The organism is Micromonospora sp. CPCC 205739, assembly GCF_036906795.1.
Classification (GTDB): Bacteria; Actinomycetota; Actinomycetes; order Mycobacteriales; family Micromonosporaceae; genus Micromonospora.
Genome location: NZ_JBAKHS010000016.1, coordinates 116,946 through 141,138, shown reverse-complemented (window position 1 = coordinate 141,138; position 24,193 = coordinate 116,946). Strand labels below are relative to the sequence as shown.

The following is a 24,193-nucleotide window of genomic DNA, read 5'->3' as shown; positions in this document are numbered from 1 at the left end:
CCGCGTCCTCCGATGCTCGATCCACCTGGATTGTCGAGCCGGGAGGGCAACGCTACTTCGAGCCGAACAAACCCCTCTTGAGCCTCTCCCCGCCCGGGGGGCGACGCCCGGGCCGCGCAGGCCAGATGAGAGCCACACGACCAGCGTGGGCAGCCGAAATGAGAGCGACAGCCCGGGCGCCTCGACCGAAGCCTGGCCGGGCCACGGTCGCAGGTCAATGAAACAAGTAGCCGATGTGCGTGCGGGGGGGGCTTGAGGGGTCGCAACGGCGATGAGTTTCGTTATGGTGTCCAGTCTGTACTGCCATGCACCCGATCTCCCGACTCTCGGGGAGAGCGTCATGACCGCTACGTACAGGAGGCAAGCGTGAAACTTCTTCTCACGTCCGCGGGCGTCAAGAACCCGAGCATCCGCGATGCGCTGGTCGACCTGCTGGGCAAGCCGATCGCCGACTCCAGTGCCCTCTGCATCCCTACGGCGGCCCACCCCATGGGCGGGCCAGCCTCGGCCTGGCGCTTCATCACCGGTCAGACGCCGCTACCCATGTGCGACCTGGGCTGGAAGTCGCTGGGCGTCCTCGAGCTGACAGCGCTGCCCAGCATCGGCGAGGAGCGGTGGGTCCCCTGGGTCCGGGAGGCTGACGTCATGCTCGTGGCCGGCGGCGATGCGACGTACCTGTGCCACTGGATGCGGCAGTCCGGGCTGGCGGATCTCCTGCCGTCGCTGCGGGACACCGTCTGGGTGGGGTTGAGTGCTGGGAGCATGGTGCTGACCCCCCGGATCGGTGCGGACTTCGTCGAGTGGCAGTCCGCGCCCGACGACCGCACACTGGGGGTCGTCGACTTCTCGATCTTCCCGCACCTAGGTCTCGAGCCGGACAACACCATGGCTGGTGCCGAGAGATGGGCGGCCGAAATCGCCGGTCCGGCGTACGCAATCGACGACCAGACGGCCATCAAGGTGACCGACGGCACCGTCGAGGTCGTTTCCGAGGGGCACTGGAGGCTGTTCCCCTCGTAGCCGCGGCCAACAGTGATCGGCGTGGCGAAGCGCCCGCTCATGCCGCTGATCGCGCGTCTTGACCGACGTTGAGGATCGCGTGCCCCAGCGATAGGCGGCACGCCCGTTACGCACCGTGACAGCCGAGCCCGGAGAGAGCCGGCCAACTGACACCCTTCACGTGAAGTTGATGTGTAACGGATCAAGTGGAGCCCGGCACCGCCGGCAGCCGGCCCGCCTTACCTCGGGGGCTGCGTGGCCGCGTCGCCGGTGTGCTCCCGCCACTGCCCGCCGTCGGCCTGGACGAGACGCTTCACCGCCTCACCTCTGGAGTACTTCGCTCGGCGGTCCGGGATCGGCTCATCGGATTCAATCCGTGCGAGGGCGTCAGGCTGCCACCCCGCCGCCGGATGGACACCGACGACCTGGTTATCTCCCGCGCGGACCTGTTCGACAGGCTGCTACCTGCTGTTCCAGAGCGGTACCGCGCCCTGGTTGCCGTTGCCGCCGGCACCGGCCTTCGCTGGGGTGAATGCGCCGGGCTTCGCTGGGATGCCGTCGACCTGGCCGCATGCGTCCCTGCGGGTAGTACGGGTGGCGGAGGAAGTATCCGGGCACGTGACGCTCAAGCCGTACCCAAAGTCACGAGCTGGTCGGCGGGCCGTGCCGCTACCACCGTTCGTCGTCCAAGCGCTCACCGACCACAGGCAGTCCTTCGAAACCGGCGCCGAAGACCTGATCTTCGTTGCGCGGACCGGAGAACCGCTCAAGCGAGGCACATTCCGGGCGCGCATCTGGAAACCGTCGCTGCAACGTGCGGGCCTGCCCCTCGGGCTGCGGTTCCACGATCTGCGGCATTCATATGCAACCTGGCTGGTTTCCGACGGCGTGCCGATCAATGATGTTGCGAAGGTGATGGGACACGAGCAAGCGTCCACGACCCTGGACCGCCATACGCATTCAATCCGCGACCGGGACCGCAGGGTGCTCGCGTCGTTTGCTGCCTTCTCGCTGCCTCCAGAGGAGCAGTGATCGGCAGAAACGAGTCAAGGCCCCTCCGTGGAGGGGCCTTGACCTTCACTTACCTCTGGTCGGGGTGGCCGGATTCGAACCGACGACCTCTTCGTCCCGAACGAAGCGCGCTACCAAGCTGCGCCACACCCCGAGGCGTGCCGACAAATAGTAGCCCACCCGGTCCGATGGTCAAACTCGGTACCCCCTCCACCCGGTCCGCCCCCGGCGACGGCCCCGGTGCGGGCCGTCGCGGCAGCAGCACCATCCCCCTGAGTCGTTCACGTCATCAGCTCGAAAGGGCTCCCGAGGCCCCCTTCGACCCGGGGCGACACGCCGGAGAGGGCGAGCCTCAGCGCGGGATGAGGGTCAGCACGCTCGCCTCCGGCGGGCAGGCGAACCGCACCGGGGCGGTCGGGTGGGTGCCCAGGCCGGCGGAGACATGCAGCCAGGAGTCCGAGCCGGGCCAGCGGTGCAGCCCGCGCGCCATCGACCGGGGCAGCCCGCAGTTGGTCACCAGCGCGCCGTATCCGGGCACGCAGACCTGCCCACCGTGGGTGTGCCCGGCGAGCAGCAGGCCGAAGCCGTCCGCGGCCATCCGGTCCAGCAGCGCCGGCTCGGGGGAGTGCGCCAGCGCGATCGCCAGGTCGGCCGAGGCGGAGACCGGGCCGGCGACGGACTCGTAGTCGTCCCGTTCGATGTGCGGGTCGTCGACGCCGACCAGCTCCACCAGGCGGCCGCCGGCCTTCACCGACGTCCGGGCGTTGTTGAGGTCCGCCCAGCCGGCACCGGTGAACACGTCCCGCAGTTCCTCGTACGGCAGCGCGGCGCCCTCGGTGTACTCCCGGTCGGGCAGGAAGTAGGTGAACGGGTTCTTCCAGACCGGCCCGGTGTAGTCGTTCGACCCGAAGACGAATGCGCCCGGGTAGTCGAGCAGCGGTTGCAGGGCCCGCAGCACGCCGGGGACGGCGTCGGGGTGGGCCATGTTGTCGCCGGTGACCACCACCAGGTCCGGGTCGAGGGCGGCCAGCGACGCCACCCACTGCTGCTTGCGCGCCTGGTTGGGCATCATGTGCAGGTCCGACAGGTGCAGCACGCGCAGCGGTTCCGCGTCGGCCGGCAGCACCGGCACGTCGTACCGCCGGAGGGTGAACATGTTGCGCTCGACGAGCGACGCGTACGCCAGGGTGGCCGCTCCCGCGGCGACGGTTCCGGCGGCCAGGCGGAATAGTGTGCGCTTTCGCATGCCGTTCAGGGTAGTTTGACCGTCCATGAGCACGCTGAAGGACCGCCTCACTGCCGACATGCGCGCCGCACTCAAGGCGCGCGACGAGCTGACCACCTCCACCCTGCGGATGGCCCTCGCGGCCGTCGGCACCGCCGAGGTCGCCGGCAAGGCCAAGCGCGAGCTCACCGACGACGAGGTGCTCGCGGTGCTGACCAAAGAGGCGAAGAAGCGGCGCGAGGCCGCCACCGCCTTCGCCGAAGCGGGCCGGGGTGACCAGGCCGCCAAGGAGACCGCCGAGGGGGAGGTGCTGGACCGCTACCTGCCCAAGCAGCTCTCCGACGACGAGCTGTCGGAGCTGGTCGCGGGGGCGCTCGCCGCCGGCGGCTTCACCGGCAAGGCGCAGATGGGCCCGGCCATGAAGGCGGCCCAGGCCGCGGTGGCCGGCCAGGCCGAGGGGGGCCGGGTGGCCGCCGAGGTACGCCGACAGCTCGGCCTCTGACTCCGCGTACGCGAAACGGGCGGGCACCCCCTCGAAGGGTGCCCGCCCGTTCGTTCTGCTAGGTCAGCCGCGGGGTCGGCCGGGGGGTCGGCCCGTCCCCGGCGGTGCCGGCGGGCCGCCCGGGGTGACCGTGCCGGGGGTGGTGCCCCCGCCGCTGCTCACCTGGATGACGACCAGGCCGCCCTTGATGGTCCGGCCCTCAGGGCTGGTGCCGGCGGCCGTGCCCGGCGGGCAGTTCGACGCGACCTTGTCGTCCGAGACGACCGCTTCGAACCCGGCGCCGTTGATCCGGGACCTGGCGGTGTTCAGGTCCTGGCAGGTGACGCTCGGGATGGAGCGCTGGTCGCCTTCGGAGATCTTCCTGCCCGGCGGCTCGAAGTTGATCCGGTCCTTGCCCACCATCGCGTCGCGGAGCGTCTCGATGACCGGCGGGTTGATGCCGTCGGGCTGGTTGTGCTTCATCTTGACGTTGGTCTGCGGCCAGTCCGGGTCGGCCATGATGCCGGCGACCGCGTACTGCTTGGTCATCGCGACCAGGGCGGCGGTCTTCTCCGAGTCGGTGGTGCCGGACTTGCCGGCCACCGGCGCCTTGACGACCTGCTTCACCTGGCGGGCGGTACGGCTGTCGCCGCACTTGCTGGTGGAGGAGTTGTCGCCGACCGGGCAGCGGGCGGCGTCCACGGCGGCCCGGGCCACCTCGGTGCTGACCCGCTTCTCGCAGCGCGGCTTGGCGATGTCGAGCTTGTTGCCCTCCGGGTCCTTGATCTCCTGCACCGGGATCGGCTCGCAGTACTTGCCGTCCGCGGCGAGGGTCGCGTACGCGTTGGCCAGCTCCAGCGGGGTGGTCTGCGAGACGCCCAGGGTGAAGGCGCCCCACTGGTGTGCCGCGTCCTTGGTGCCGGCGAACTTGGCGTCGTTGGCGGCCCGGAACTGGATGCCGAGACGCTTCGCCGCGTCGACCACGTTCTCCGCCCCGACCTGCTGCTGGAGCGGGACGAAGTAGGTGTTGGTCGATTGGGAGAAGGCGCTCCACATGTTGAGCGGGCCGCCGGCCTTGCCGGTCGAGTTGGTCGGGCAGTAGAAGTGCGTGCCCTTGCAGGCGGCCGGGGAGCTGCTGTCGATGATGTATTCCGACTTGAACTGCTGCTGGGCGTTGATGGTGTAGCCGAGCGGAATGCCCTTCTCCAGGGCGGCGACGATGGTGAAGATCTTGAAGGTGGAGCCCGCCTGGTAGCCGGTGATGCCCTGGCCGCCGGTGAGCAGCGGGTTGACCGTGTTCGGGTAGTTACCGCGGATCTTCTTCTTGGCCTTCGCCGGGTCGCTGGAGAACTTGTTCTTCGGGTTCTTCGGATCGTCGATCTTGAAGGACCGGTTCACCGCGAGCGCCCGGACCCGACCGGTGCCCGGCTCCACCACGGCGACCATGGCGGCCTCCTTGGCGCTTTCCTTCTTGGCGTTGCGCACCGCCCTGTCGGCACCCCGCTGCGCCTGGGCGTCGAGGGTGGTGACGATGGTGTAGCCGCCGCTCTTGAGCCGCCGCTCCCGGTCGTACGTGGTCGAGCCGAACGTCTCCTGCTGCAGCCACCAGCGGTAGAAGTAGTCGCAGAAGAAGCCCCAGCCCTTCTCGTTGGTGGAGACGCAGCCGTTCGGGGTGCGCTTGTCCTTCACCACCATCGGGGCCGCCTTGGCGGCGTCCGCCTCCTGCTGGTTGATGGCGCCGATCTTGACCATGTTGTCGATCACGTAGTTGCGCCGGTCGAGGGCGAGCGGGCGACCGCTGCGGGTGGTCGGGTCGTTGGTGGTCGGCGCCTTCACCATGCCGGCCAGCATCGCCGCTTCCTCGAGCTTCAGCTTGCTCGGCGGCTTGCCGAAGTAGACCTGGCTGGCGGCGTAGATGCCGTACGCGCCGTTGCCGAACGAGGCGATGTTCAGGTAGCGCTCCAGGATCTCGTCCTTGGAGAACTCCTTGTCGATCTGGATCGCGTAGCGCATCTCGCGCAGCTTGCGGGCGCTGGTGTCCTCCGTCGCGGCGACCACGTCGGCCGGGTGGGTCGCCGAGTAGGCGATGGCCAGCCGGACGTACTGCATCGTCAGCGTCGAGGCGCCCTGCTGCGAGTTGGTGCCGGACTGGTTGTTGACGAAGGCACGAGCGACGCCGTTGAGATCCACGCCGTTGTGCTTGTAGAAGTCGTGGTCCTCGGCGGCGATGATCGCCTTCTGCATCACCGGCGCGATGTCGGCCAGCTTCACGTCCCGACGGTTCTCGTCGTACATGGTCGCCAGCGGGGTCTTGCCGTCGGAAGCGAGCAGATAGCTGATCTGCGGCGCGCGGGCCACCGTCAACTCCTTCGGCAGCGCGCCGAAGGTCTCCGCACCGGCCTTCGCCGCCAAGCCGGACATCGCCACCGCGGGGAAGGCCGCCGCCGCGACCACCACGCCGGCCAACAGGCCACAGACAAGCAGCGATGCGGCGTTGGTGAAGACATTGTGGTCACGTTTCCGCATCCAGGTCACCTCGACAGGGTACGCGAGTAGGGAACGAGGGGCGCTGGGGCGTTCTTTCCCCATTTCCTGCGCGCGCCGACCTCGTTGTGCTAAACGCACGACCCCCGGTACGTGGTTGCGTGTGACCTGCCGCGAGTCTCCACCGAACGGTGGAACCTCCGCAGCGTTTTCACCTACTCGGGCCGGGTAAGCGGCGGGCGAAGGCCCGGGAAGCCGGGAGTGTCCGGAATGATGGATTTCGCCGACAACGTTGCGTAATCAGGCGACTACAGAGCATGATGGTGGCGGCGACAGGGCCACACGTCGTCCGTGCCTCCTTGGGGAAGGAACGGGCCGGACGACCGGGGGGAAATTCACGGCTGGTCGCACGAGGTCGGTAGGTACTGCAAGGGGGGACGTGTACACATGGGCATGATCACTGACTGGCCGTCACTGGCGGCGTGTCAGAACGGGGACCCGGACGCGTTGTTCGTACAGGGCGCCGAACAGAACGTGGCGAAGAGGATCTGCCGGAGTTGCCCAGTTCGGTACGAGTGCCTGGCCGACGCGCTCGACAACCGGATCGAGTTCGGGGTGTGGGGTGGCATGACCGAACGCGAACGCCGCGCGCTGCTGCGCCGGCACCCGCAGGTGACGAGCTGGCGCAAGATGTTCGAGGCCGCGATGAAGAAGAACGCCAAGGACAAGACCGGCAAGGACAAGGTCCTGGTCACCGCCGCTGCCGGCTGACGCCGGTCACGGCCGGCTGATCGCCGCGCCGATCGTCCGCAGCCCGTCGACGTCGTGCACGTCGGCGGGCTGCGCCGTCACCGACACCGCCGGCACCGACGGGAACGTCTCGGTGAACCGCGCCGCCACCTGCTGCTCGCGTACCGCCAGCTGGGCCAGCGCGGCGTGGGCCCGCAGCACGTCGACGGTCGCCTCGTGGCCGCCCAGCTCCGCCAGCCGTGCTGCGGCGGCGACGCTCTCCGCCGCGCCCAGGTCGGGCACCGCCGGCCGGTGCACCCGGTTGAGCACCAGGCCGGCCAGCGGCATCCGCTCCTCGCGCAGCCGGCCCGCGAAGTAGGCCGCCTCCCGGACCGCGTCCGGCTCCGGCGCCGCGACCAGCAGGAACGCCGTCTCCCGCGCCTGCAGGATGCGGTACGTCTGCTCGGCTCGCTGCCGGAAGCCGCCGAACATCGAGTCCAGCGCGGCGACGAAGCCGGAGAGGTCGGTGAGCAGCTGCGCGCCGAGCACCTTCTGCACCACCTTGGAGAACATCCCGAAGCTGGCGGTGACGAAGCTGAACATGCTCCGCCCCCCGCTGCGCGCCGGCGCCAGCAGCAGCCGCAGCATCCGCCCGTCGAGGAAGCGGGAGAGCCGGGCCGGGGCGTCCAGGAAGTCCAGCGCGGAGCGGGATGGCGGGGTGTCCACCACGATCAGGTCCCACTCGCCGCGGGCGTGCAGCTGGCCCAGCTTCTCCATCGCCATGTACTCCTGCGTGCCGGCGAAGGTGGAGCTCATGGCCTGGTAGAACGGGTTGGCGAAGATCTCCGCCGCCTTCGCCGGATCGGTGTGCTGCAGCACCACGTCGTCGAAGGTGCGCTTCATGTCCAGCATCATGGCGTGCAGCTCGCCGCCGCTGGCCTCGATGTCGAGCCCCTTGACCTGGCGCGGGGTGTTGTCCAGCTCGGTCAGGCCGAGCGACTGGGCCAGCCGGCGGGCCGGGTCGATGGTGAGCACCACGGTGCGCCGGCCGTGCCGCTCGGCCGCCCGCAGCGCGAGCGCGGCGGCGGTGGTCGTCTTACCCACCCCGCCGGCGCCGCAGCACACGACGATCCGCACGCCGGGGTCGGCGAGGATCTGGTCGACGTCCAGCCGTGGCGCCGCGTCTTCGGAAGGCACCAATCGAGCGTATCGGGCCGGTGGGGTCCGCGCCCCCGTGCCGAGGTCAGGTGTGAGTCAATCGGCCCGGCCGAGCAGCTCGGCGAGGCGTTCCAGCCCCGCCCGGTCCACCCCGTCGGGCAGCAGCGGCAGCTCGGTCAGGGGCAGCCTCAGCTCCACCAGGTCGGTCCGGAGGGAGTCCTCCAGCTCGCGCCGGACCTGCTGGTCCCGCGCCTCGCCAGCCAGGCCGACCACGGTGGCCCGGTCGGCCGGCAGCCCGGCGGCGAGCAGCCCCCGCTTCAGCTCCGCCTGGGTCACCTCGCGCCCGGCCGGCACCGGCGGCCGGGCGCCGTTGACGATCACCCGCCCGACGCCGAAGCCCAGCTTGGTCAGCTCGGCGATCGCGTCGACCGTCTCCTGGACCGGCATCTCCTCCAGCAGCGTGACCACGTGCACCGCGGTCATCGGGGAGCGCAGCAGCGCGGAGACCCCCTCGCTCTGGGTCTTGATCGGGCCGACCTTGGCCAGCCGGGCGGTCTCCGCGGTCACGTTGAGGAAGCGGCCGATCCGCCCGGTGGGCGGCGCGTCCAGCACCACCGCGTCGTACACGCGACGCTGCCCGGTGGTGCGGGTGGTGGCCTCCTTCACCTTGCCGGTGAGCAGCACGTCCCGCAGCCCCGGCGCGATGGTGGTCGCGAAGTCGATGGCCCCGAGCTTGCGCAGCGCCCGCCCGGCCGCCCCGAGCTTGTAGAACATGTCGAGGTACTCGAGCAGGGCCTCCTCGGCGTCCACCGCCAGGGCCCGCACCTCCCCGCCGCCGGGGGCGTCGGTGAGGTGCCGCTCCTCGTAGGGCAGCGGGTCGGTGCCGAAGAGCTGGGCGATGCCCTGCCGCCCCTCGACCTCGACCAGCAGGGTGCGCCGGCCGCCGGCGGCCAGGGCCAGCGCCAGGGCCGCCGCGACGCTGGTCTTGCCGGTGCCGCCCTTGCCGGTGACCACGTGCAGACGGGCCGGCCAGCCGGTGGAGGCCGGTTCGGCCGGCCGTTCTGCTGCTCGCATCCGTCGAGCCTATCCACCCGGCGGCGTCAGGCCACCTCGCAGACCCACCAACCCGTCTTGCGTACGACGGTGAAGCGCAGCGCCTGCTCGGCGACCTTCTCGTCGGCGGTGGTCATGGTGACCTTGGTGCTGACCGTGGCCCGGTCCCCGTTCTGGTTGTCCACCTTCGGGCTGGCCCAGCGGAAGCGGGGGTTGGCGTAGCCGGCGGCGTACTTCTGCACCTCCGCGACCTTGGCGTCGAGTTTGTCCTGGTCCCGGGCGTCGGAGCAGACGTGCTGGGCGGCCTTCTTCGCGTCCCGGTCCCGGTAGACGGCGGTGAGGAAGTTCTCCACCGCCACCGCCGGCTCCTTCGCGCCCTCGCCGTCCTCGGTGTCCCGCAGTGCCAGGAAGGCGGCGGTCCCGCCGCCGCCGCAGAGCAGGACGGCCGCCGCCAGTACGAGCGAGACGACGAGCAGGCCGCGCCGGCGCTTGGCGACCGGCGCCTGGTACGCCGGGTAGGCGGCCGGGGGTGGCGGGATGGCGCCCGGTCCGGGCCCGTCGGGGGAGGCCGGGCCGGTGGTGTCGGGCGCGGGGGTGTCCGGCGCTCCGGTCAGCCCGTCGTTCGGCGGTTGGGTCATGTGGTTCCCCCGGGGGATGGGCGTCCCCGCCGCCCTGGGCGTGGACACGGGTTCGGGCGTGGCGGGCGGCGTCGCTTCGCCCGTCCGAGGCAGAAGGGTAGCGGTCGTCGGCCGCGTCGGGGTGCAGGCGTTCACGAGCGCTCGGCCCGTGTGGTCACGTTCCGGACGAGGCATGTGTCGCATATGTGACTCCACGTGATCAACCGTGCGCGTCCCGTTGTGGCCGTCCGGGCATCGGTCCTACGTTCGTGCCGGCGGGGGAGCGGGTCGGGCGGTGGATCCCGATTCCAGGCGGTGGTCAGTTCATGGTTTGAGGCCCGGAGGCAGTACATGCGCGACGCGGACAACATCGCTCGAGCCCAGTTCCCGCCCGGCGACCGGGCGGGCCGGCTCGCCGACCGCAGGGACGCGGACGGGCCGGCCGGTGGTCTCCCGATCAACGAGCGGTCGTACCGCCGCTGCGCCGAGCCGAACGAGGTGCTGCGCATCCTGAACCGCACCGGCGGCCGGGACGAGGAGGAGCCCGGCTACGTCATCCACCTGCCGATCCGGGTGGCCGACCTGTCGGCGGCGACCGCCCTGGCCGGCACGGTGGCGGTCTCGCTGGGCTTCCTGCCCGAGCTGGACGCCGGCGATACCACCGTCTCCACCGCCGACGACCAGAACAACCGGCACCGGGTCTTCTGCGACCTGCTCCTGCCCGACAAGTCCCGCTGCCCGCAGCCGTACGACCACGAGGGCCCGTGCGGCGAGGTGCCGACCGCCCCCGAGCAGCGTCCCGCGCCCCGGCCCACGTCCGGACCGTAGGCTGTGCCTGGAAACCAGTCCACGCCAGGCAAGGGAGCCTTCCACCGATGCAGAAGTGGGAATACGCCACGGTCCCGCTGCTGGTCCACGCGACCAAGCAGATCCTCGACAACTGGGGCGAGGACGGCTGGGAGTTGGTCGCCGTGGTCCCCGGCCCGAACCCGGACCAGCTGGTCGCCTACCTGAAGCGTCCGAAGGGCTGAGCGGCATGAGCAACGGGCCCCACGCGAAGTTGGCGGAACTCGGTCTGGCCCTGCCGGAGGTCGTGCCTCCGTTGGCCAGCTACGTGCCGGCGGTGCAGTCCGGCCAGCACGTCTTCGTCTCCGGCCAGTTGCCGATGGCCGAGGGCAAGCTGCTGGCCACCGGCAAGGTCGGCAACGGGGTCTCCGCCGAGCAGGCCAAGGACCTCGCCGAGCGGTGCGCGCTGAACGCCCTCGCGGCGGTCGACGCGCTGGTCGGTCTGGAGAACGTCGTCAAGATCGTCAAGCTGACCGGCTTCGTCGCGAGCGCCCCCGGGTTCACCGGCCAGCCCGGCGTGGTCAACGGCGCCTCGGAACTCTTCGGCACCGTCTTCGGCGAGGCCGGCCGGCACGCCCGCTCCGCGGTCGGCGTCGCCGAGCTCCCCCTCGACGCGCCGGTCGAGATCGAGGTCATCGTCGAGGTCGCCTGACCCGTCACCCCGCGATCTTGTAGCCGCGGCCCGGGGGAAAGCCGCGAACGGCTACAAACCATCGGCGGCGCCTGCAAGATCGCGGGGAGTGGCGGGCGGGGTCGTACGATCGCAGCCATGGGCGGGCATGTGACGGGGCCGGTGGCCGCGCTCGCGGACGGGCTGCCGAGCTGGGTGACCCTGCTGCGGGCGCCCAACCCCGGGCCGATGACGCTGGACGGGACGAACACCTGGGTGCTGCGGGCGGCCCCGGGCGCCCCGGCCGTGGTGGTCGACCCCGGCCCGGCGGACGAGGACCACCTCGGCCGGATCGCCGCGCACGGCCCGGTCGGGTCGGTGCTGATCACCCACGGGCACCCCGACCACACCGAGGGCTCCGCCCGCCTGGCCGACCTGCTCGGTGGGGCCGCCGTGCGGGCCGCCGACCCGGCGCACACCATCGGTGCCGCGCCGCTGACCCTGGACGCCCCGCTGGAGGCCGCCGGCTTCACCATCCGCCTGGTGCCGACCCCCGGGCACACCGCCGACTCGGTCTGCTTCCTCGCCGAGCACGGCGACGAGCGGGTCGTGCTCACCGGCGACACCATCCTCGGCCGCGGCACCACCGTGGTCGCCCACCCCGACGGGCACCTCGGCGATTACCTCGCCAGCCTCGAACTGCTCTCCGCGTACCGGGGGATCCCGGCGCTGCCCGGGCACGGCCCGGCGCTGGCCGACTGCGGCGCGGCGGCCGAGTTCTACCTGGCCCACCGCCGGGCCCGGCTCGACCAGGTGCGCGCGGCGGTCGCCGCCGGCGCGACCACCGCGCCCGAGGTCGTCGCCCGGGTCTACGCCGACGTCGACCGGTCGCTCTGGTGGGCCGCCGAATGGTCGGTCCGGGCCCAACTGGAGTACCTGGGGGTCGCCGCCCGGGAATCCGGCACCGGGGGTACGGAGTTGGAGCAGCCGTGACCTGCCCCGTGTGCGGCACCGTGGCCGTGCCCGGCGCCCGCTTCTGCCACAACTGCGGCGCCGCGCTCCCCGCCGCGGCGAGCCTGCCCGCCGCCGAGCGGCGGGTGGTCACCGTGCTCTTCGGCGATTTGTCCGACTTCACCTCCTGGTCGGAGGACCTGGACCCGGAACGGGTCGGCGCGGTCACCGACCGGGTGCTCGCCGCGCTCGCCGGGGCGGTCAAGACCTTCGGCGGCCACGTCGACAAGCTCACCGGCGACGGGATCATGGCGGTCTTCGGCGCGCCGGTCGCCCACGAGGACGACGCCGAGCGGGCGGTCCGCGCCGCGCTCTCCATGCAGCGGGCGGTCCGCCGGGTGCTCGACGACGAGCGGGGCGGCGGCGCCCCGCTCGGCCTGCGGGTCGGCCTGAACACCGGCGACGTGATCGCCGGCATCCAGGCCGCCATCGAGTACACCGTCATCGGCGACACGGTGAACACCGCGGCCCGGCTCGCCGACGCCGCCGCCGTCGGCGCGGTCTACGCCGGCGCCCGGACCTCCGCGGCCACCCGGCACGTCGCCTCCTGGCGGGCGCTGCGCCCGCTGCGGCTCAAGGGCAAGCGGGAGCCGGTCGAGGCGTACGAGCTGCTGGGGCTCCTGGATGCTCCGGGCACCCGCTCGGGCCTCGGCGACGAGGCGCCCTTCGTCGGCCGGGAGACCGAGATCGGGCGGATCGCCGGCCGGCTCGCCGAGGTGATCGATCGCAGCGAGCCCCGGGTGCTGCTGATGACCGCCGAGGCGGGGATCGGCAAGTCCCGCTTCGCCGCCGAGGTGGAACGCCTCGCCGCCGGCTACGACGTCGGCGCCGGCCGGTACGCCGCGCACACCGGCGCCCGGGTGCTCTCCGTGCGCTGCGCCGCCTTCGGCGAGCGGCGCCGGCTCGCCCCGCTGGCCGACCTGGTCCGGGCCGCCGTCGGCCTGCCCACCGACCCGTCCACCGCCCTCACCCGGCCCGCCGTCGAGGAGCGGCTGCGCCGGCTCAGCCAGCGGCTCGGCCGGCAGGGCACCACCCCGCTCGCCACCGACCAGCTGCTGGCCCTGCTCGGGTACGCCGAACTGCCCGGCGGGCACGGCAGCGCCACCGACAACGGGGAGTGGACCGCCGGCGGCGTGCCCGCCGACGCCGAGGCGGTGCCGAACGCGGTCGCCGGGCTGCTCAGCGCCCTGGCCACCGAGGCGCCGCTGGTGATCGTGGTGGACGACCTGCACGACGCCACCGCCGAGACGATCAGCGCCCTCGGGCTGACGCTGTCCCGGCTCACCGGCCCGGTGCTGGTGCTGCTGCTCGGCCGGCCGGAGCTGGTGCGCACCGCGGGGGCGCTGACCCGGGTCGCCGACGCCGAGGTGCACGCGCTGCCGCCGCTGCGCGGCGCCGACGCGGCCCGGCTGCTCACCACCTACCTCAACGGCGGCCGGCTGCCGCAGGCCGACGCGGACCGGCTCCTCGCCACCGCCCAGGGCAACCCGTTCTACCTGGCCGAGCTGGTCACCCTGCTGATGGAGCGGGGCGCGCTCACCGCGCTCGCCGAGCGAGGGTCCGGCAACCCGGGCGGCTGGCGGCTGGTCCCCGGCTCGCTGGGCAGCCGGCTGCTCTCCCGCGACCTGGCCGCCGTGCTCGCCGCCCGGATCGACGCGCTGCCGGCGGACGCCCGCTCGGTGCTGCGGGACGCCGCCGTGGTCGGCGACACCGTGCCCGCCGGGGCCCTAGAGGCGCTGCGCGAGCTGCGCGTCGGGCGCGACGGCCGCCCGGCCGCGGTGGCCGCGGTCGAGCTGGAGCGCGCCGTCGAGGAGCTGCTGCAACGCCGCATGCTGCACCGCACCCGCACCGGGTACGCCTTTGCCACCCCGCTGATGCGCGAGGCCGCGTACGCCGGGGTGAGCAAGGCCGAGCTGGCCGAGCGGCACGCCGCGCTGGCCCGCTGGGCGGAACCGGTGCCGGACAGCCCGGTCACCCCGCCGGGCGGCTTCAGCGACACCGCCCGGGACGACTTCGTCGCCGAACACGTCGAGCGGGCCGCCGCGCTCGCCGACGCGGTCAAGCTCCGGCCCGACGCGCCGGCCCGGACGGTCGCCCCGCTGGGCGTGGCCGCGCTGGGCCGGGCCGCCCGCCGGTCGATGCACGCCGGGGAGCCGGCGATGGCCGTCGAATACGCCGAACGCGCCGCCGAGCTGGCCCGCGACGGGGTGCCCGCCGCCGACCGGGTGGTGCACGCCCGGGCCCTGCTGCAGGTGGGTCGGCCGGGCGACGCGCTCGCCTTCGCCGAGAAGATCGCGGCCAACGCCGGCGACGACGCGGCCACCCGGACCAGCGCGCTCCTGCTCGCCGGGCAGGCCCACCAGACCCTCGGAGACCAGGACCGGGCGGTGACCTGCTGGCAGGAGGCGATGCAGGTGGCCACCGCCGGTGGGCTGCCGACCCTGCGCGCCTCGGCGATGCGCCGGCTCGGGATGGCCGATTTCATCGCCGGCCGGCTCGGCCAGGCCAGCAGCCGCCTCGCCGCGTCGTACCAGGTCAGCCTCGCCGCGCGGGACCCGCGGGGGCAGGCCTGGTCGTTGCAGAACCTGGCCTGGGTGACCACCACCCGGGGCGACTTCGCCGGCACCGACGCGGTGCTCGGCCGGGCGGCCCGGCTCTTCGCCGAGCTGAAGGACCCGTACGGGCGGGCGTGGCTGCGCGGGAGCACCGCGTTCGCCCGGCTGCTCGCCGGGCGGCTGAGGGAGGCGTGCCGGCTGGCCAACGTCTTCCTGCCCTTCGGCGAGCGGGTCGGCGAGGCGTGGGCGGTCGGCACGTTGCGCGCGGTCGAGGCGTTCGCCGGCGCCGAGCTGGGTGAGATCGCCGAGGCGGACCGATCGGCCCGCCGGGCGTACCGGGACTTCGCCGAGGTCTCCGACGACTGGGGACGCGGCTTCGCCCTGGTGGTACGGGGCGTGGTGGCCCGCGGCCTGGGCGAGCCGGAGCACGCCGTCGACCTGCTCACCGACGCCCTCGCGTACGCCGAGCGCACCTCGCACCCGCTGCTCACCGGGATGGCCGGCACGCTGCGCGGCTTCGTGGCGCTGGACCTGGGCGACTGCGAGACCGCCGAGCGCGACGCCCGGGCGGTGCTGACCGCCGTCGAGCCGCACAACCCGCAGGCGCCGGCCCAGGTCGCGCCCCGGGTGCTGCTGGCCACCGCCCGGCTCGCCGCCGGTGACTCGGCCACCGCGGTCGGGCTGCTCGCCCCGGTGGCGACCACCGCCGCGCACGCCCCGACGCTGCTCTTCTCCCGCCGCCAGACGATGGCCCGGTACGCCTCCGCCCTGCTCGCCCACGGCCAGCGGGAGCAGGCGCTGGACTGGGCCCGCCGGGCGGTCGCCGCGCCGGCCGAGGACGTGCGCAGCCAGGTGATCGGGGCGAGCGTGCTGGCCGAGGCGCTGGCCGCCTGCGGCCGACCGGTCGAGGCGCTCGCCTGCGCCGAGGAGGCGGTCCGCCTGGCGTACGCGACCGAGCAGCGCAGCGAGCGGGCCGCCGCCGACGCCCTCCGCACCCGCCTCGCCGCCATCACCTGACCCCCTCGGCCCTCAGCCCAGGCGCTCTTTCCGGGAAAGCGGGGCTGTTCCGACGTGGACAGCCACGCTTTCCCGGAAAGCGACGCCGGCGGCGGCGGGTGGGAGGGATCGAGGCAGGTCTGGCGGTTCCGGGGATGTGCGTGTCGGTGGGGGCGGTTAGCGTGTCCTTCCACGCGGTCGGCCACCCGGCCGCAACCTGGGGGTGGGGAGGACAGATGAGGCCGCCGCGTTCCGGCGCCGGCTGGACGATCGCGGTCTTCGGCGTCCTGGCGCTGCTGCTCGGCGCGCTCGGGTTGGTCTGGCCCGAGGCGCAGCTGCGGCTGCTCGGCTTCGAGGTGCCGGCGCGGCGGTCGGCCGGCGACTACACCGGCACGTTCCTCATCGCCTCCTCGATGGCCTCGTTCAACATGGGCGTCTACTACCTGCTGGCGGTCGCCACCGAGTGGCGGGCGTTCTACCGGTTCACCGTCGTCTTCCGACTCGTCACCTTCACCGTCTTCACCCTGATCGTGCTCGCCGACGTCGCGCCGGACCGGTTCTTCGGGGTCGCGCTCTGGGAGGGGTTGGGAGCGCTCGCCACCGCCGTCGGCCTGCGCTGGGACGCCCGCCGGGCGGGCACGCCGACGTCCGTCGATGGCCCGGACGACGGTCCGCCGACCGCCGGTGAGAGCGCCGGTCCCGCACCGGCCGCCGGTACGGTCCGCTGAGCGCTCCGGCGGGACGGGTATTTTCAGAGTCGTGACCGAGACCCCGCCCGGCGCCCTCCGGCTGCCCATCGTGCCCGGTCTGACCGATCTGCAGGTGTTCGCCCGGGGCGGCTACGCCACCGTCTACCGGGCCACCCAGATCTCGGTGGGGCGCGAGGTCGCCGTCAAGGTGGAGAACCGCACGCTGGACAGCGAGCGGGACCAGGCCCGGTTCCTCCGGGAGGCGCGGGCCGCCGGGAAGATGTCGTCCCACCCGCACGTGGTCGACCTCTTCGACGTCGGGGTCACCGTCGACCAGCACCCTTATCTGATCATGGAACTCTGCGACGGCTCGTACGCCGAGCGGATGCGGACCTCGCCGCTCGGCCCGGCGGAGACCCGTGACCTCGGCATCAAGATCGCCGATGCGCTGGCCCACTCCCACGCGGCTGGGGTGCTGCACCGCGACGTCAAGCCGGCCAACATCCTGCACTCGCACTTCAACCCCGCGGTGCTGGCCGACTTCGGGCTGGCCGTGCTGGCCGAGGTGCGCGACGCCTCGGTCACCCTGGAGGTGCTCACCCCGGCGTACGCCCCGCCGGAGATGTTCAGCCACAGCCCGCCCTCGCCGGCCGTCGACGTGTACGCGCTCTGCGCCACCCTCTACGCGGTGATGCACGGCCGCCCGCCGCGCTGGCAGTCGGAGCGCAATCCGAGCCTGGTCACCGTGCTGGAGATGTTCAACCAGCCCATCCCGGAGCTGCCCGGGGTGCCGACCGAACTGGTCGACGTGCTCCGCGCCGGGATGTCCAACGACCCGGGCGCGCGTCCCTCCGCGATCGAGCTGCGGGACCTGCTCACCGCCCTGCCGCTCGGCTCGGTCCCGTCCCCGGTCAGCGGCGCGCCGGTGAGCGGAGCGCCGATCTCCGGCGGCCCCTCCGGGCCGTACACGGTGGACCGTTCCGGTCCGCCGCGGCCGGTGGCCGAGGACGCCCACCCGACCGTGCCGCGCGGGCGGCGCCGGCGGCGGTGGTTCCTCGGCGGCATCGGGGTCCTGGCCCTGGCCGCCTCGGCGAGCGCCGGGGCCTGGGTCGCCGGCAACGCCTCGTCCGTGGCCGCCCCCACGTCGGCCCCGACCACCACCGCGCCCACCTCGCCGGCCGCGTGGGGCTCGCTGCCGGGCTGCGTGGCCGGTTCGTCCACGGTGACCCTGCCCCCCGGGGCCCACTGCGCGCCGGGGCTGGAGTGCTTCGGGCCGGTGCGGTTGCGTGGCGACCGGGCCGAGGCGCCGCAGGTGTCCTGCGACGGCCGGCACACCTGGGAAACCTATGTGGAGGGTGAGTTGCCCGCCACGCTGGTCGGCGCGGGGCACGCCGCGGTCAGCGCGGACCCGGCGGTCCGCCGGGTCTGCAACGCGCGGACCTTCCGACTCACCAGCGGGCTGGCCTACCCGACCGGGTGGAACCTGGAGGTCCTGCCGCCCAGCGGCACGGACACCGGCCGGACGTACCGCTGCCTGGCCGGCAAGGGCGTGGACGCCCTCGCCTCGCCCACCCTCACCGGTCCCTGAGTTCGTCCAGCTCCGCCAGCCGGGTGCGGACGGCCGCGCTGTCCAGCGCGTCGAGGGTGTCCGCGTCGAGTACCGGGGCGTCGGCGTCCGGCAGCCCCGGCGGCGTGGCGCCCGACGACGAGGGCCCGTCACGTTCGCGCAGGGCGGCCACGGCGGTGCCGGCGACCGTGGTCAGCAGCACGCAGAGCAGCGCCAGACCCACCGTCAGGATGCCGGGCGGGTGCCGCACGAGCAGGACCACCAGCACCCCGACGGCGGCCAGCGACGCCAGCGCCGCCACGACCCGCGGGTCCGGCCTGAGGAAACGTCGCACCCGACAAGCATCGCCCGGTGACGCGTCGTGTCAATCCGCGTACCGGTGAAACGCGGTTGGCGGATCCGCCGGCGCTGGCGGTGGGATGATGCGGTGACGTCGCCCGAGGGAGGAACGCCGATGGACCGGACGTCCCGGATCGTCGTCGCGCTGCTGGTGTCGGGCGCGCTCGGCGCCTGCTCGGCGGGGTCGTCGCCGCAGGCGCGTCCCTCCGTGCTGGCCACACCGTCCGCCGCCGGCACGGCCGCCTCCCCGTCGGCGACCCGAGGGGCCGCGGCGGTGTCCCCCGCCGAGGCCATCTCCCGGTACGTCATCGCCAACTACGGCGCCGACCACCGGTACGTGGGCGACTGCGGCAGCGCCCGGCCGGACCCGAAGAGTGTCTGTTCGCTGGAAAGGGCCAAGGTGGACGCGGGCACCGTGTACGCCGTCGGCGCCCCGTACAGCGAGATCGACGCCTTCCTGCTGCTGCGTGCGGACGCCGCCGGTTGGCGGGTGGTCGACGACCACGTACCGCCGGGGATGGGCGGGCCGGCGAACGGGCCCGAGCCGGACTGGTTCAAGGGGCTCGACGACTGAGGCGGAAAGAAAGCCGAACAGCGTCGAGGATGAAAAATTCGTTACATCGTTTAGAGAAAACGTCCCTTTGGTGGTGTTTTGCCGGGCCGCGGTCGTTGCCGACCGCCCCTAGGGTGACGGAGGTCGAGGGTCACCTCGGCAATCCCCGTCCTCCACCGGAAGGCAGCACATGCCACGTACTTACCGGTCCCTGGCCGCGGCAGGAATCGCCGGCCTCGTCCTCGCCGGATCGGCGGTCGCGCCCGCAACCGCGTCGCCCGTCACCACCGGCTGGGGTCGACCCACCACATCGGATCGCACCAGTCCCGCCGAGGCCCGGCGGGTCGACCGCGTGCCCACGCCCAAGCTCGACTGGTACGCCTGCTACGGCTACGCGGAGTGCGCGACCACCCGCTTGCCGCTCGACTACGACCAGCCCAAGGGCGCCACCACCGAGGTCGCGCTGCTCCGGGTCAAGGCCCGCGACAAGCAGACCCGCATCGGCAGCCTCTTCCTCAACCCGGGCGGACCCGGCGGCTCCGGCACCGACATCGCGCTCGCTGCGCCGTACTTCCTCTCCGACGAGCTGCTGGACCGCTTCGACATCGTGGGCGTCGACCCGCGCGGCGTCGCCGCCAGCGACAACGTCAAGTGCTTCCCGTCCGTCAAGGAGCAGACCAGGGCGTACGCCGGGCTGAACGTGGCGTTCCCGTGGACGAAGGCGGAGGAGAAGGCGTACATCGCCTCGTCGAAGGCGGTCGGTCGGGCCTGCTCCACCACCGGCAAGCCGCTGACCGGGGCGATGTCCACCGCCGAGGTCGCCCGGGACATGGACGTGCTGCGCCGGGCGGTCGGCGACAAGAAGCTCAGCTACCTCGGCTTCAGCTACGGCACCGCGCTCGGCCAGTACTACGCCAACATGTTCCCGGACCGGGTCCGGGCGCTGGCCGTCGACGGGATGCTCGACCCGAACGCCTGGGTCGGCCAGGGCAAGGCCCGCGGCGAGCTCCAGGAGACCCGGCTGCGCAGCGCCGACGGCGCGTACCAGGCGCTGCGCGAGATCCTTCTCCGCTGCGACAAGGCCGGCGAGGAGAAGTGCTCCCTGGCCGCCGGTGACCCGGTCGCCACGTACGAGCTGGTGGCGCAGCGGCTGCGCAAGAAGCCGGTGGTGATCGACGACCCGGATGCCGGTTCGTTCACCGTCACCTACGCCGACTTCGTCGGCGTCAGCCTCAGCGCCCTCTACAGCCCGTACGGCTACGCCGACATCGCGGCGATCACCGCCGACCTGCTGGTGCTCACCGATCCGGGGGCGGCCACCGCGGCCCGCCTGGCGCAGGCCCGCAAGGCCGTCGCCAAGCGCGCCGAGCAGGCCCGCCAGCAGCGCCGGTACGACTTCCCGTACAACAACGGGCTGGAGACGTTCCTCGGTGTGGACTGCACCGACGCGTACCACCCGACGGACGCGGGCGCCTGGCCGGCGTTGAGCGCCAAGGAGGACAAGCGGGCCCCGTACTTCGGGCGGGCCTGGGCCTGGAGCGCCGCGCCGTGCGCCCGGAACACCTGGACGGTGCGCGACGAGGACGCCTACACCGGCCCGTTCAACCGGATGACCAGCGCCCCGGTGCTGGTGGTCGGCAACTACTGGGACCCGGCCACCAACTACGACGCGGCGGTCAGCTCGGCGAAGCTGCTGCCGAACAGCCGGCTGCTCAGCAGCGACAGCTGGGGGCACACCGCGTACGGGACGTCCGCCTGCGTGACCGGTGCCGTCGACGCGTACCTGCTCAAGGGCACGCTGCCGAAGAAGGGCACGGTCTGCGTCGGGGACGTGCAGCCCTTCGTCGAGGTGCCGGACGAGCCGGAGACGACCCGGGCCGCCGCGCCGAAGAGCGCGCTGGCCGCCGAGGGCGAGCCGGCCCGGGGTGAGCCGAAGCGGCTGCCGCCGGTCGTCGCGCCGCTGCCCGCCGTGGGCACGCTGACGGTGCGCTGACAGACGCCGGGGTACGGCAGGCGCTCGGGTCGCCTGTCGTACCCCGGTCACTTTCCACACCGTCCCGGTGGCTACCGAAGTGGACGGAAAGCACTACTCTCGGTGTTCCGCAGGCCGTGTCCGTCAGCGAGGTCGCCCGATGAAGAACTCCTCCCCGCGGTTCCGCTCGGTCGCGACCACGCTCGCCGTGGCGCTGACCCTGACGTTGGCCGCCGCGGCCGGCTGCGACAACCGGCAGGACCCGCCGCTCCCCTCGGTGCTGGACAAGCTGCGCGAGTCGCACATCGACGGCCAGCCGAAGATCAGGGTCGGGGTGGCGGCCACCGAGCCGCTGATGGGCGAGCTGCGCAACGGCACCTACGTCGGCTTCGACATCGAGATCGCGCGGTACATCGCCGCCTCCCTCGGCTACGAGGGCGACCAGCGGATCGAGTTCGTCTCGCTGGCCACCGAGGACCGGATTCCGGCCCTCCAGGGTGGCGTGGTCGACCTGGTGGTCAGCAGCTTCTCCATCACCGAGGAGCGCAAGAAGCAGATCGGCTTCGCCGGGCCCTACTTCGTCACCACGCAGGAGGTGATGGTCCCGAACCGGTTGAAGGACAAGATCCGCACCATCGAGGACCTGCGCGACCCGACGTACAAGATCTGCACCAGTGGCGGCTCGACGACCGAGGCTGAGCTGGAGAAGCACCAGGTCAAGGCGCTGGTGGTGAAGCGGGTCGGCGACTGCGTCAAGGGCATCCGCGAGGGACGGTACGACGCGGTCAGCTCCGACGAGACCATCCTCGCCGGCTTCCTCTCCCAGTACCCGACCGAGTTCGAGATCGTCGACATGCCCTTCGGCACCAGCGAGACCCTCGGCATCGGGGTGCCGATCGGCGATCCGGCCCTGCGTGACCTGGTCGCCTTCTTCCTCGACAAGAGCTACCAGCAGGGGCGCAGCGGAATCAGCAGTCCCTGGCTGACCGCGTACAACCGGACGTTGGGGCCCTGGATGAAGGGGCCGAAGGCGCAGCCGCAGCCGCTGGACGTCCCCAAGCTGGTCGACTTCGACGACAAGGCGCCCCGGCGGTGAGCGCGCCGGTGGTGGACGCCCCGGCGGTGCCCGCCACGCGGGACGGGGGCCCCGCCGGCCCGGCGTGGGAGGGGAACGACCCGGCCGAGCGGCGCGCCCGGGCCAGCCAGTCGTTCTGGACGGCCGTGGTCGGCGTGCCGGCGATCTTCTCCGTGCTCCGGCTCGGCGTCGAGGCCGGCGGCGAGCTCCAGACCACCCTGCTGCTGGTGGCGAACGTCGGCCCGGTCAACCTGCTGGCCGGGTTCCTCACCACGGCCGCGCGGCTGCTCTCCACCGGCCTGGTCGCGGTCTTCGCGCTCGGCGCGGTGCTCCGGGTGAGCGTGGAGCGGATGCCCGCCGGCGCCCGCCGTCCGCTCTTCGTCCGCTGGGTGGACATCACCCCGGCCTGGTTCGTGGTCGCGAGTTTCCTGCTCGCCCTGGTCACCTGGCAGCTGCTCTACCTGCCGCTGCTGATCCCGGCCTTCGTCGCCGCGTTCCAGCTCACCCCGGCCCGGCTGCACGAGCAGGTCGCGCCGCGGCTGCTGCTGCTCGCCGCCCTCTTCGTCGGGTACGCCTGGCTGCTCGCGCCGACCCTGCGCGACGCCTGGCGGCAGGGGGAGCTGCTGGCCCTGCTGCTGCTCGTCGCGCCGCCGCTGCTCGCGCTCGGCGTCACCGGTCCGCTGCCGGCGGCGGTGATCCGGCCGCTGGCGTCGCTGACCGAGGCGGCCGTGCTCGCCATGCTGGTCTGGGCCGCGCTGCCGGTGATCAGCACGCCGGTGCTGCCGCTGACCGTCACCACCGTGGAGTCCACGCCCGGCGTCACCGAGGACGTCCGCGGGCACGTGGTGACCGTGGACGACGTGAACGTGGTGCTGCTCCAGGAGCGCGGCGGCGTCCGCTACGTGCCGGTGGACCAGGTACGCGCGCAGGTGCTCTGCCCCAGCGAGGAGGAGCTGCCCCGGCACCGGCTGCGCATCCGCGACTTCCACGTCGAGGACTCGCTGCTGGAGGGGACGGGCCGGCGGGTGCGCCCGGTGCACCGCATCGACGCCGCCTGCCGCGCCGTGAGCTGAGCCGGCCCGGGGCGGCACCACCACGGGTTCGGCGGCCCGACCGGCGCCCGGGCCCGGCGTCGCCCCGCCGGACCCGGACGCGGCCGGTCAGCCGAACGCGGTGGTGTAGTACCGCACCCGGTAGAAGCGGGCGCCGCTCTTGCTGTGGTTGCCGGAGCTGAAGTGGATGGTGCGGCTCCAGTCACCCTCGCCGGAGCCCGGCACCACCCAGGTCCGCACCCCGTTGGGCAGCCGGGTGTACGCCTTGACGTGGTCGGCTCCGCTGACCTGGCTGGAGGTGAACTGCCAGCTGGTGCCGGCGTACACCAGTTGCAGCGAGCGCACGTTGTACGACGAGGTGAAGAAGTAGCCGCTGCCGTCGTGGTCGGGCAGGATGTCGTGCCCGACCTTCGCCCGCCCCGCGCCGTCGCTGAAGGTCAGCTTCGTCCGGTACGACAACCGGGTGCTGGACCCGTTGCCGGTGATCCCGTAGAGGCGCACCTCACCGGTGCCCACGGCGATGACGAAGCCGTTCTGGTTGTAGATGACCCCGTGCGCGCCGGGGAAGCCGTAGAACTTGACGGCTCGGGTGCCCGGCTTGCCGCCGTTGGTCGACGGCACGAACAGGTGCAGGCCGCCGCCGCCGGCCGAGCCGGTCGGCCCCTTGGAGGTGGCCACCACGATCGCGCCCTTGCCCTCGATCCGCTCGATCGAGTGCGGGTTGCCGTCCACCGTGGCCTGCCAGACGATCCCCCCGGTACGCGAGGAGCCGATCGCGCTCTCGTCGATCATCGCGGCCCGGCCCAGGTAGTCGCCCACCCCGGAGGACGTCACCAGCATGACGTTGCCCCAGTTCGCGGTGCCCCGCCGCTTGACGTCGGAGAGGTTCGTCCACGTGCCGGTGGTGCTCGGTGCCTTCCACAGCACCGTGCCGCTGCTCCAGGCGGCCGGGTTGAACCTGAGAATCCGACCGCTGGCCTGCTCGGTCGCCATCACATAGTGGGTCGCGGCCTCGGCCGACGCGGCGCCGAGCAGCCCGGCGGCGGGCGCGGCCACCGCCGCGCCCGCGAGCCCTCTGAGTACGGCTCTTCTGTCCATGACGCCCTCCCCTGTGGTCTGTCACTCCCGATCGTGACAGTGGGGAGTCGCCGGATCACGGTGTCGGTCCGGC

Annotated in this window: 22 protein-coding genes and 1 tRNA gene; 15 read left to right on the top strand and 8 right to left on the bottom strand. The window is 72.8% G+C overall.

Annotated elements, in window-relative coordinates:
* The first annotated feature begins 366 nt into the window (after nt 1-366).
* Nucleotides 367-1,020 carry a Type 1 glutamine amidotransferase-like domain-containing protein gene (locus tag V6U88_RS22135; protein ID WP_334455745.1) on the top strand — a complete coding sequence of 218 codons (654 nt, stop codon included), beginning with the start codon at nt 367-369 and terminating at the stop codon, nt 1,018-1,020.
* A 597-nt stretch (nt 1,021-1,617) separates the two neighbouring features.
* Nucleotides 1,618-2,031 (top strand): tyrosine-type recombinase/integrase, encoded by a 414-nt coding sequence (locus V6U88_RS22130; protein WP_334455744.1) that lies wholly within the window; start codon nt 1,618-1,620, stop codon nt 2,029-2,031.
* A gap of 56 nt (nt 2,032-2,087) precedes the next feature.
* On the opposite strand, the gene V6U88_RS22125 is transcribed toward V6U88_RS22130, so the two are convergent.
* Nucleotides 2,088-2,164 (bottom strand) — tRNA-Pro (locus V6U88_RS22125).
* Between the two features lie 198 nt (nt 2,165-2,362).
* The gene (locus tag V6U88_RS22120; protein WP_334455743.1) at nt 2,363-3,256 is read right to left on the bottom strand and encodes a metallophosphoesterase; all 894 of its coding nucleotides are present in this window, start codon (nt 3,254-3,256) and stop codon (nt 2,363-2,365) included.
* A gap of 25 nt (nt 3,257-3,281) precedes the next feature.
* Between V6U88_RS22120 and V6U88_RS22115 the strand changes: the two genes are divergently transcribed.
* A complete protein-coding gene (locus tag V6U88_RS22115; RefSeq protein WP_334455742.1) occupies nt 3,282-3,737 on the top strand; it encodes a GatB/YqeY domain-containing protein in 456 nt (151 codons plus the stop codon).
* Nucleotides 3,738-3,800: 63 nt separating this feature from the next.
* On the opposite strand, the gene V6U88_RS22110 is transcribed toward V6U88_RS22115, so the two are convergent.
* On the bottom strand, nt 3,801-6,242 hold the full coding sequence (locus V6U88_RS22110) for a penicillin-binding protein (RefSeq protein WP_334455741.1): 2,442 nt from the start codon (nt 6,240-6,242) through the stop codon (nt 3,801-3,803).
* 405 nt (nt 6,243-6,647) lie between these two features.
* Between V6U88_RS22110 and V6U88_RS22105 the strand changes: the two genes are divergently transcribed.
* Nucleotides 6,648-6,971, top strand: coding sequence for a WhiB family transcriptional regulator (locus V6U88_RS22105; protein WP_334455740.1), 324 nt, complete (start codon nt 6,648-6,650; stop codon nt 6,969-6,971).
* A gap of 6 nt (nt 6,972-6,977) precedes the next feature.
* Here V6U88_RS22105 and V6U88_RS22100 read toward each other — a convergent pair whose 3' ends face one another.
* The 3 genes from V6U88_RS22100 to V6U88_RS22090 are packed head-to-tail and all read right to left on the bottom strand — an operon-like array spanning nt 6,978 to nt 9,778.
* Nucleotides 6,978-8,129 carry an ArsA family ATPase gene (locus V6U88_RS22100; RefSeq protein ID WP_334455739.1) on the bottom strand — a complete coding sequence of 384 codons (1,152 nt, stop codon included), beginning with the start codon at nt 8,127-8,129 and terminating at the stop codon, nt 6,978-6,980.
* A 54-nt stretch (nt 8,130-8,183) separates the two neighbouring features.
* Nucleotides 8,184-9,161, bottom strand: coding sequence for an ArsA-related P-loop ATPase (locus V6U88_RS22095; protein ID WP_334455737.1), 978 nt, complete (start codon nt 9,159-9,161; stop codon nt 8,184-8,186).
* A 26-nt stretch (nt 9,162-9,187) separates the two neighbouring features.
* Nucleotides 9,188-9,778 (bottom strand): Rv0361 family membrane protein, encoded by a 591-nt coding sequence (locus V6U88_RS22090; RefSeq protein WP_334455735.1) that lies wholly within the window; start codon nt 9,776-9,778, stop codon nt 9,188-9,190.
* Between the two features lie 330 nt (nt 9,779-10,108).
* On the opposite strand from V6U88_RS22090, the gene V6U88_RS22085 reads away from it, so the two are divergent.
* The 7 genes from V6U88_RS22085 to V6U88_RS22055 all read left to right on the top strand — a co-directional run bounded on the left by V6U88_RS22085 (nt 10,109) and on the right by V6U88_RS22055 (nt 18,052).
* On the top strand, nt 10,109-10,585 hold the full coding sequence (locus V6U88_RS22085; protein WP_334455733.1) for a hypothetical protein: 477 nt from the start codon (nt 10,109-10,111) through the stop codon (nt 10,583-10,585).
* Between the two features lie 47 nt (nt 10,586-10,632).
* Nucleotides 10,633-10,788, top strand: a complete 156-nt coding sequence (locus V6U88_RS22080) for a hypothetical protein (RefSeq protein ID WP_088959894.1) — start codon at nt 10,633-10,635, stop codon at nt 10,786-10,788.
* Between the two features lie 5 nt (nt 10,789-10,793).
* Nucleotides 10,794-11,255, top strand: a complete 462-nt coding sequence (locus tag V6U88_RS22075) for a RidA family protein (protein WP_334455729.1) — start codon at nt 10,794-10,796, stop codon at nt 11,253-11,255.
* Between the two features lie 117 nt (nt 11,256-11,372).
* Nucleotides 11,373-12,206 (top strand): MBL fold metallo-hydrolase, encoded by an 834-nt coding sequence (locus tag V6U88_RS22070; RefSeq protein ID WP_334455728.1) that lies wholly within the window; start codon nt 11,373-11,375, stop codon nt 12,204-12,206.
* Complete coding sequence (locus V6U88_RS22065) at nt 12,203-15,796, top strand: adenylate/guanylate cyclase domain-containing protein (protein WP_334455727.1); 3,594 nt, start codon at nt 12,203-12,205, stop codon at nt 15,794-15,796. Before V6U88_RS22070 ends, V6U88_RS22065 begins: the two co-directional genes overlap by 4 nt.
* Before the next feature lie 215 nt (nt 15,797-16,011).
* Nucleotides 16,012-16,503: a hypothetical protein gene (locus V6U88_RS22060; protein ID WP_334455725.1), complete on the top strand. Its 492-nt coding sequence runs from the start codon at nt 16,012-16,014 to the stop codon at nt 16,501-16,503.
* 31 nt (nt 16,504-16,534) lie between these two features.
* The gene (locus tag V6U88_RS22055; protein WP_334455724.1) at nt 16,535-18,052 is read left to right on the top strand and encodes a serine/threonine-protein kinase; all 1,518 of its coding nucleotides are present in this window, start codon (nt 16,535-16,537) and stop codon (nt 18,050-18,052) included.
* Here the strand turns inward: V6U88_RS22055 and V6U88_RS22050 are convergent.
* A complete protein-coding gene (locus V6U88_RS22050) occupies nt 18,039-18,365 on the bottom strand; it encodes a hypothetical protein (protein ID WP_334455722.1) in 327 nt (108 codons plus the stop codon). The genes V6U88_RS22055 and V6U88_RS22050 overlap by 14 nt on opposite strands.
* A 120-nt stretch (nt 18,366-18,485) precedes the next feature.
* On the opposite strand from V6U88_RS22050, the gene V6U88_RS22045 reads away from it, so the two are divergent.
* The 4 genes from V6U88_RS22045 to V6U88_RS22030 all read left to right on the top strand — a co-directional run bounded on the left by V6U88_RS22045 (nt 18,486) and on the right by V6U88_RS22030 (nt 23,043).
* Nucleotides 18,486-18,944 carry a hypothetical protein gene (locus V6U88_RS22045; RefSeq protein WP_334455721.1) on the top strand — a complete coding sequence of 153 codons (459 nt, stop codon included), beginning with the start codon at nt 18,486-18,488 and terminating at the stop codon, nt 18,942-18,944.
* Nucleotides 18,945-19,113: 169 nt separating this feature from the next.
* A complete protein-coding gene (locus tag V6U88_RS22040; protein WP_334455720.1) occupies nt 19,114-20,916 on the top strand; it encodes an alpha/beta hydrolase in 1,803 nt (600 codons plus the stop codon).
* A 139-nt stretch (nt 20,917-21,055) separates the two neighbouring features.
* Nucleotides 21,056-21,991, top strand: a complete 936-nt coding sequence (locus V6U88_RS22035; RefSeq protein WP_334455719.1) for a transporter substrate-binding domain-containing protein — start codon at nt 21,056-21,058, stop codon at nt 21,989-21,991.
* Nucleotides 21,988-23,043, top strand: a complete 1,056-nt coding sequence (locus V6U88_RS22030; RefSeq protein ID WP_334455717.1) for a hypothetical protein — start codon at nt 21,988-21,990, stop codon at nt 23,041-23,043. Before V6U88_RS22035 ends, V6U88_RS22030 begins: the two co-directional genes overlap by 4 nt.
* Nucleotides 23,044-23,130: 87 nt before the next feature.
* On the opposite strand, the gene V6U88_RS22025 is transcribed toward V6U88_RS22030, so the two are convergent.
* Complete coding sequence (locus tag V6U88_RS22025; RefSeq protein ID WP_334455716.1) at nt 23,131-24,120, bottom strand: hypothetical protein; 990 nt, start codon at nt 24,118-24,120, stop codon at nt 23,131-23,133.
* Nucleotides 24,121-24,193 lie beyond the last annotated feature (73 nt).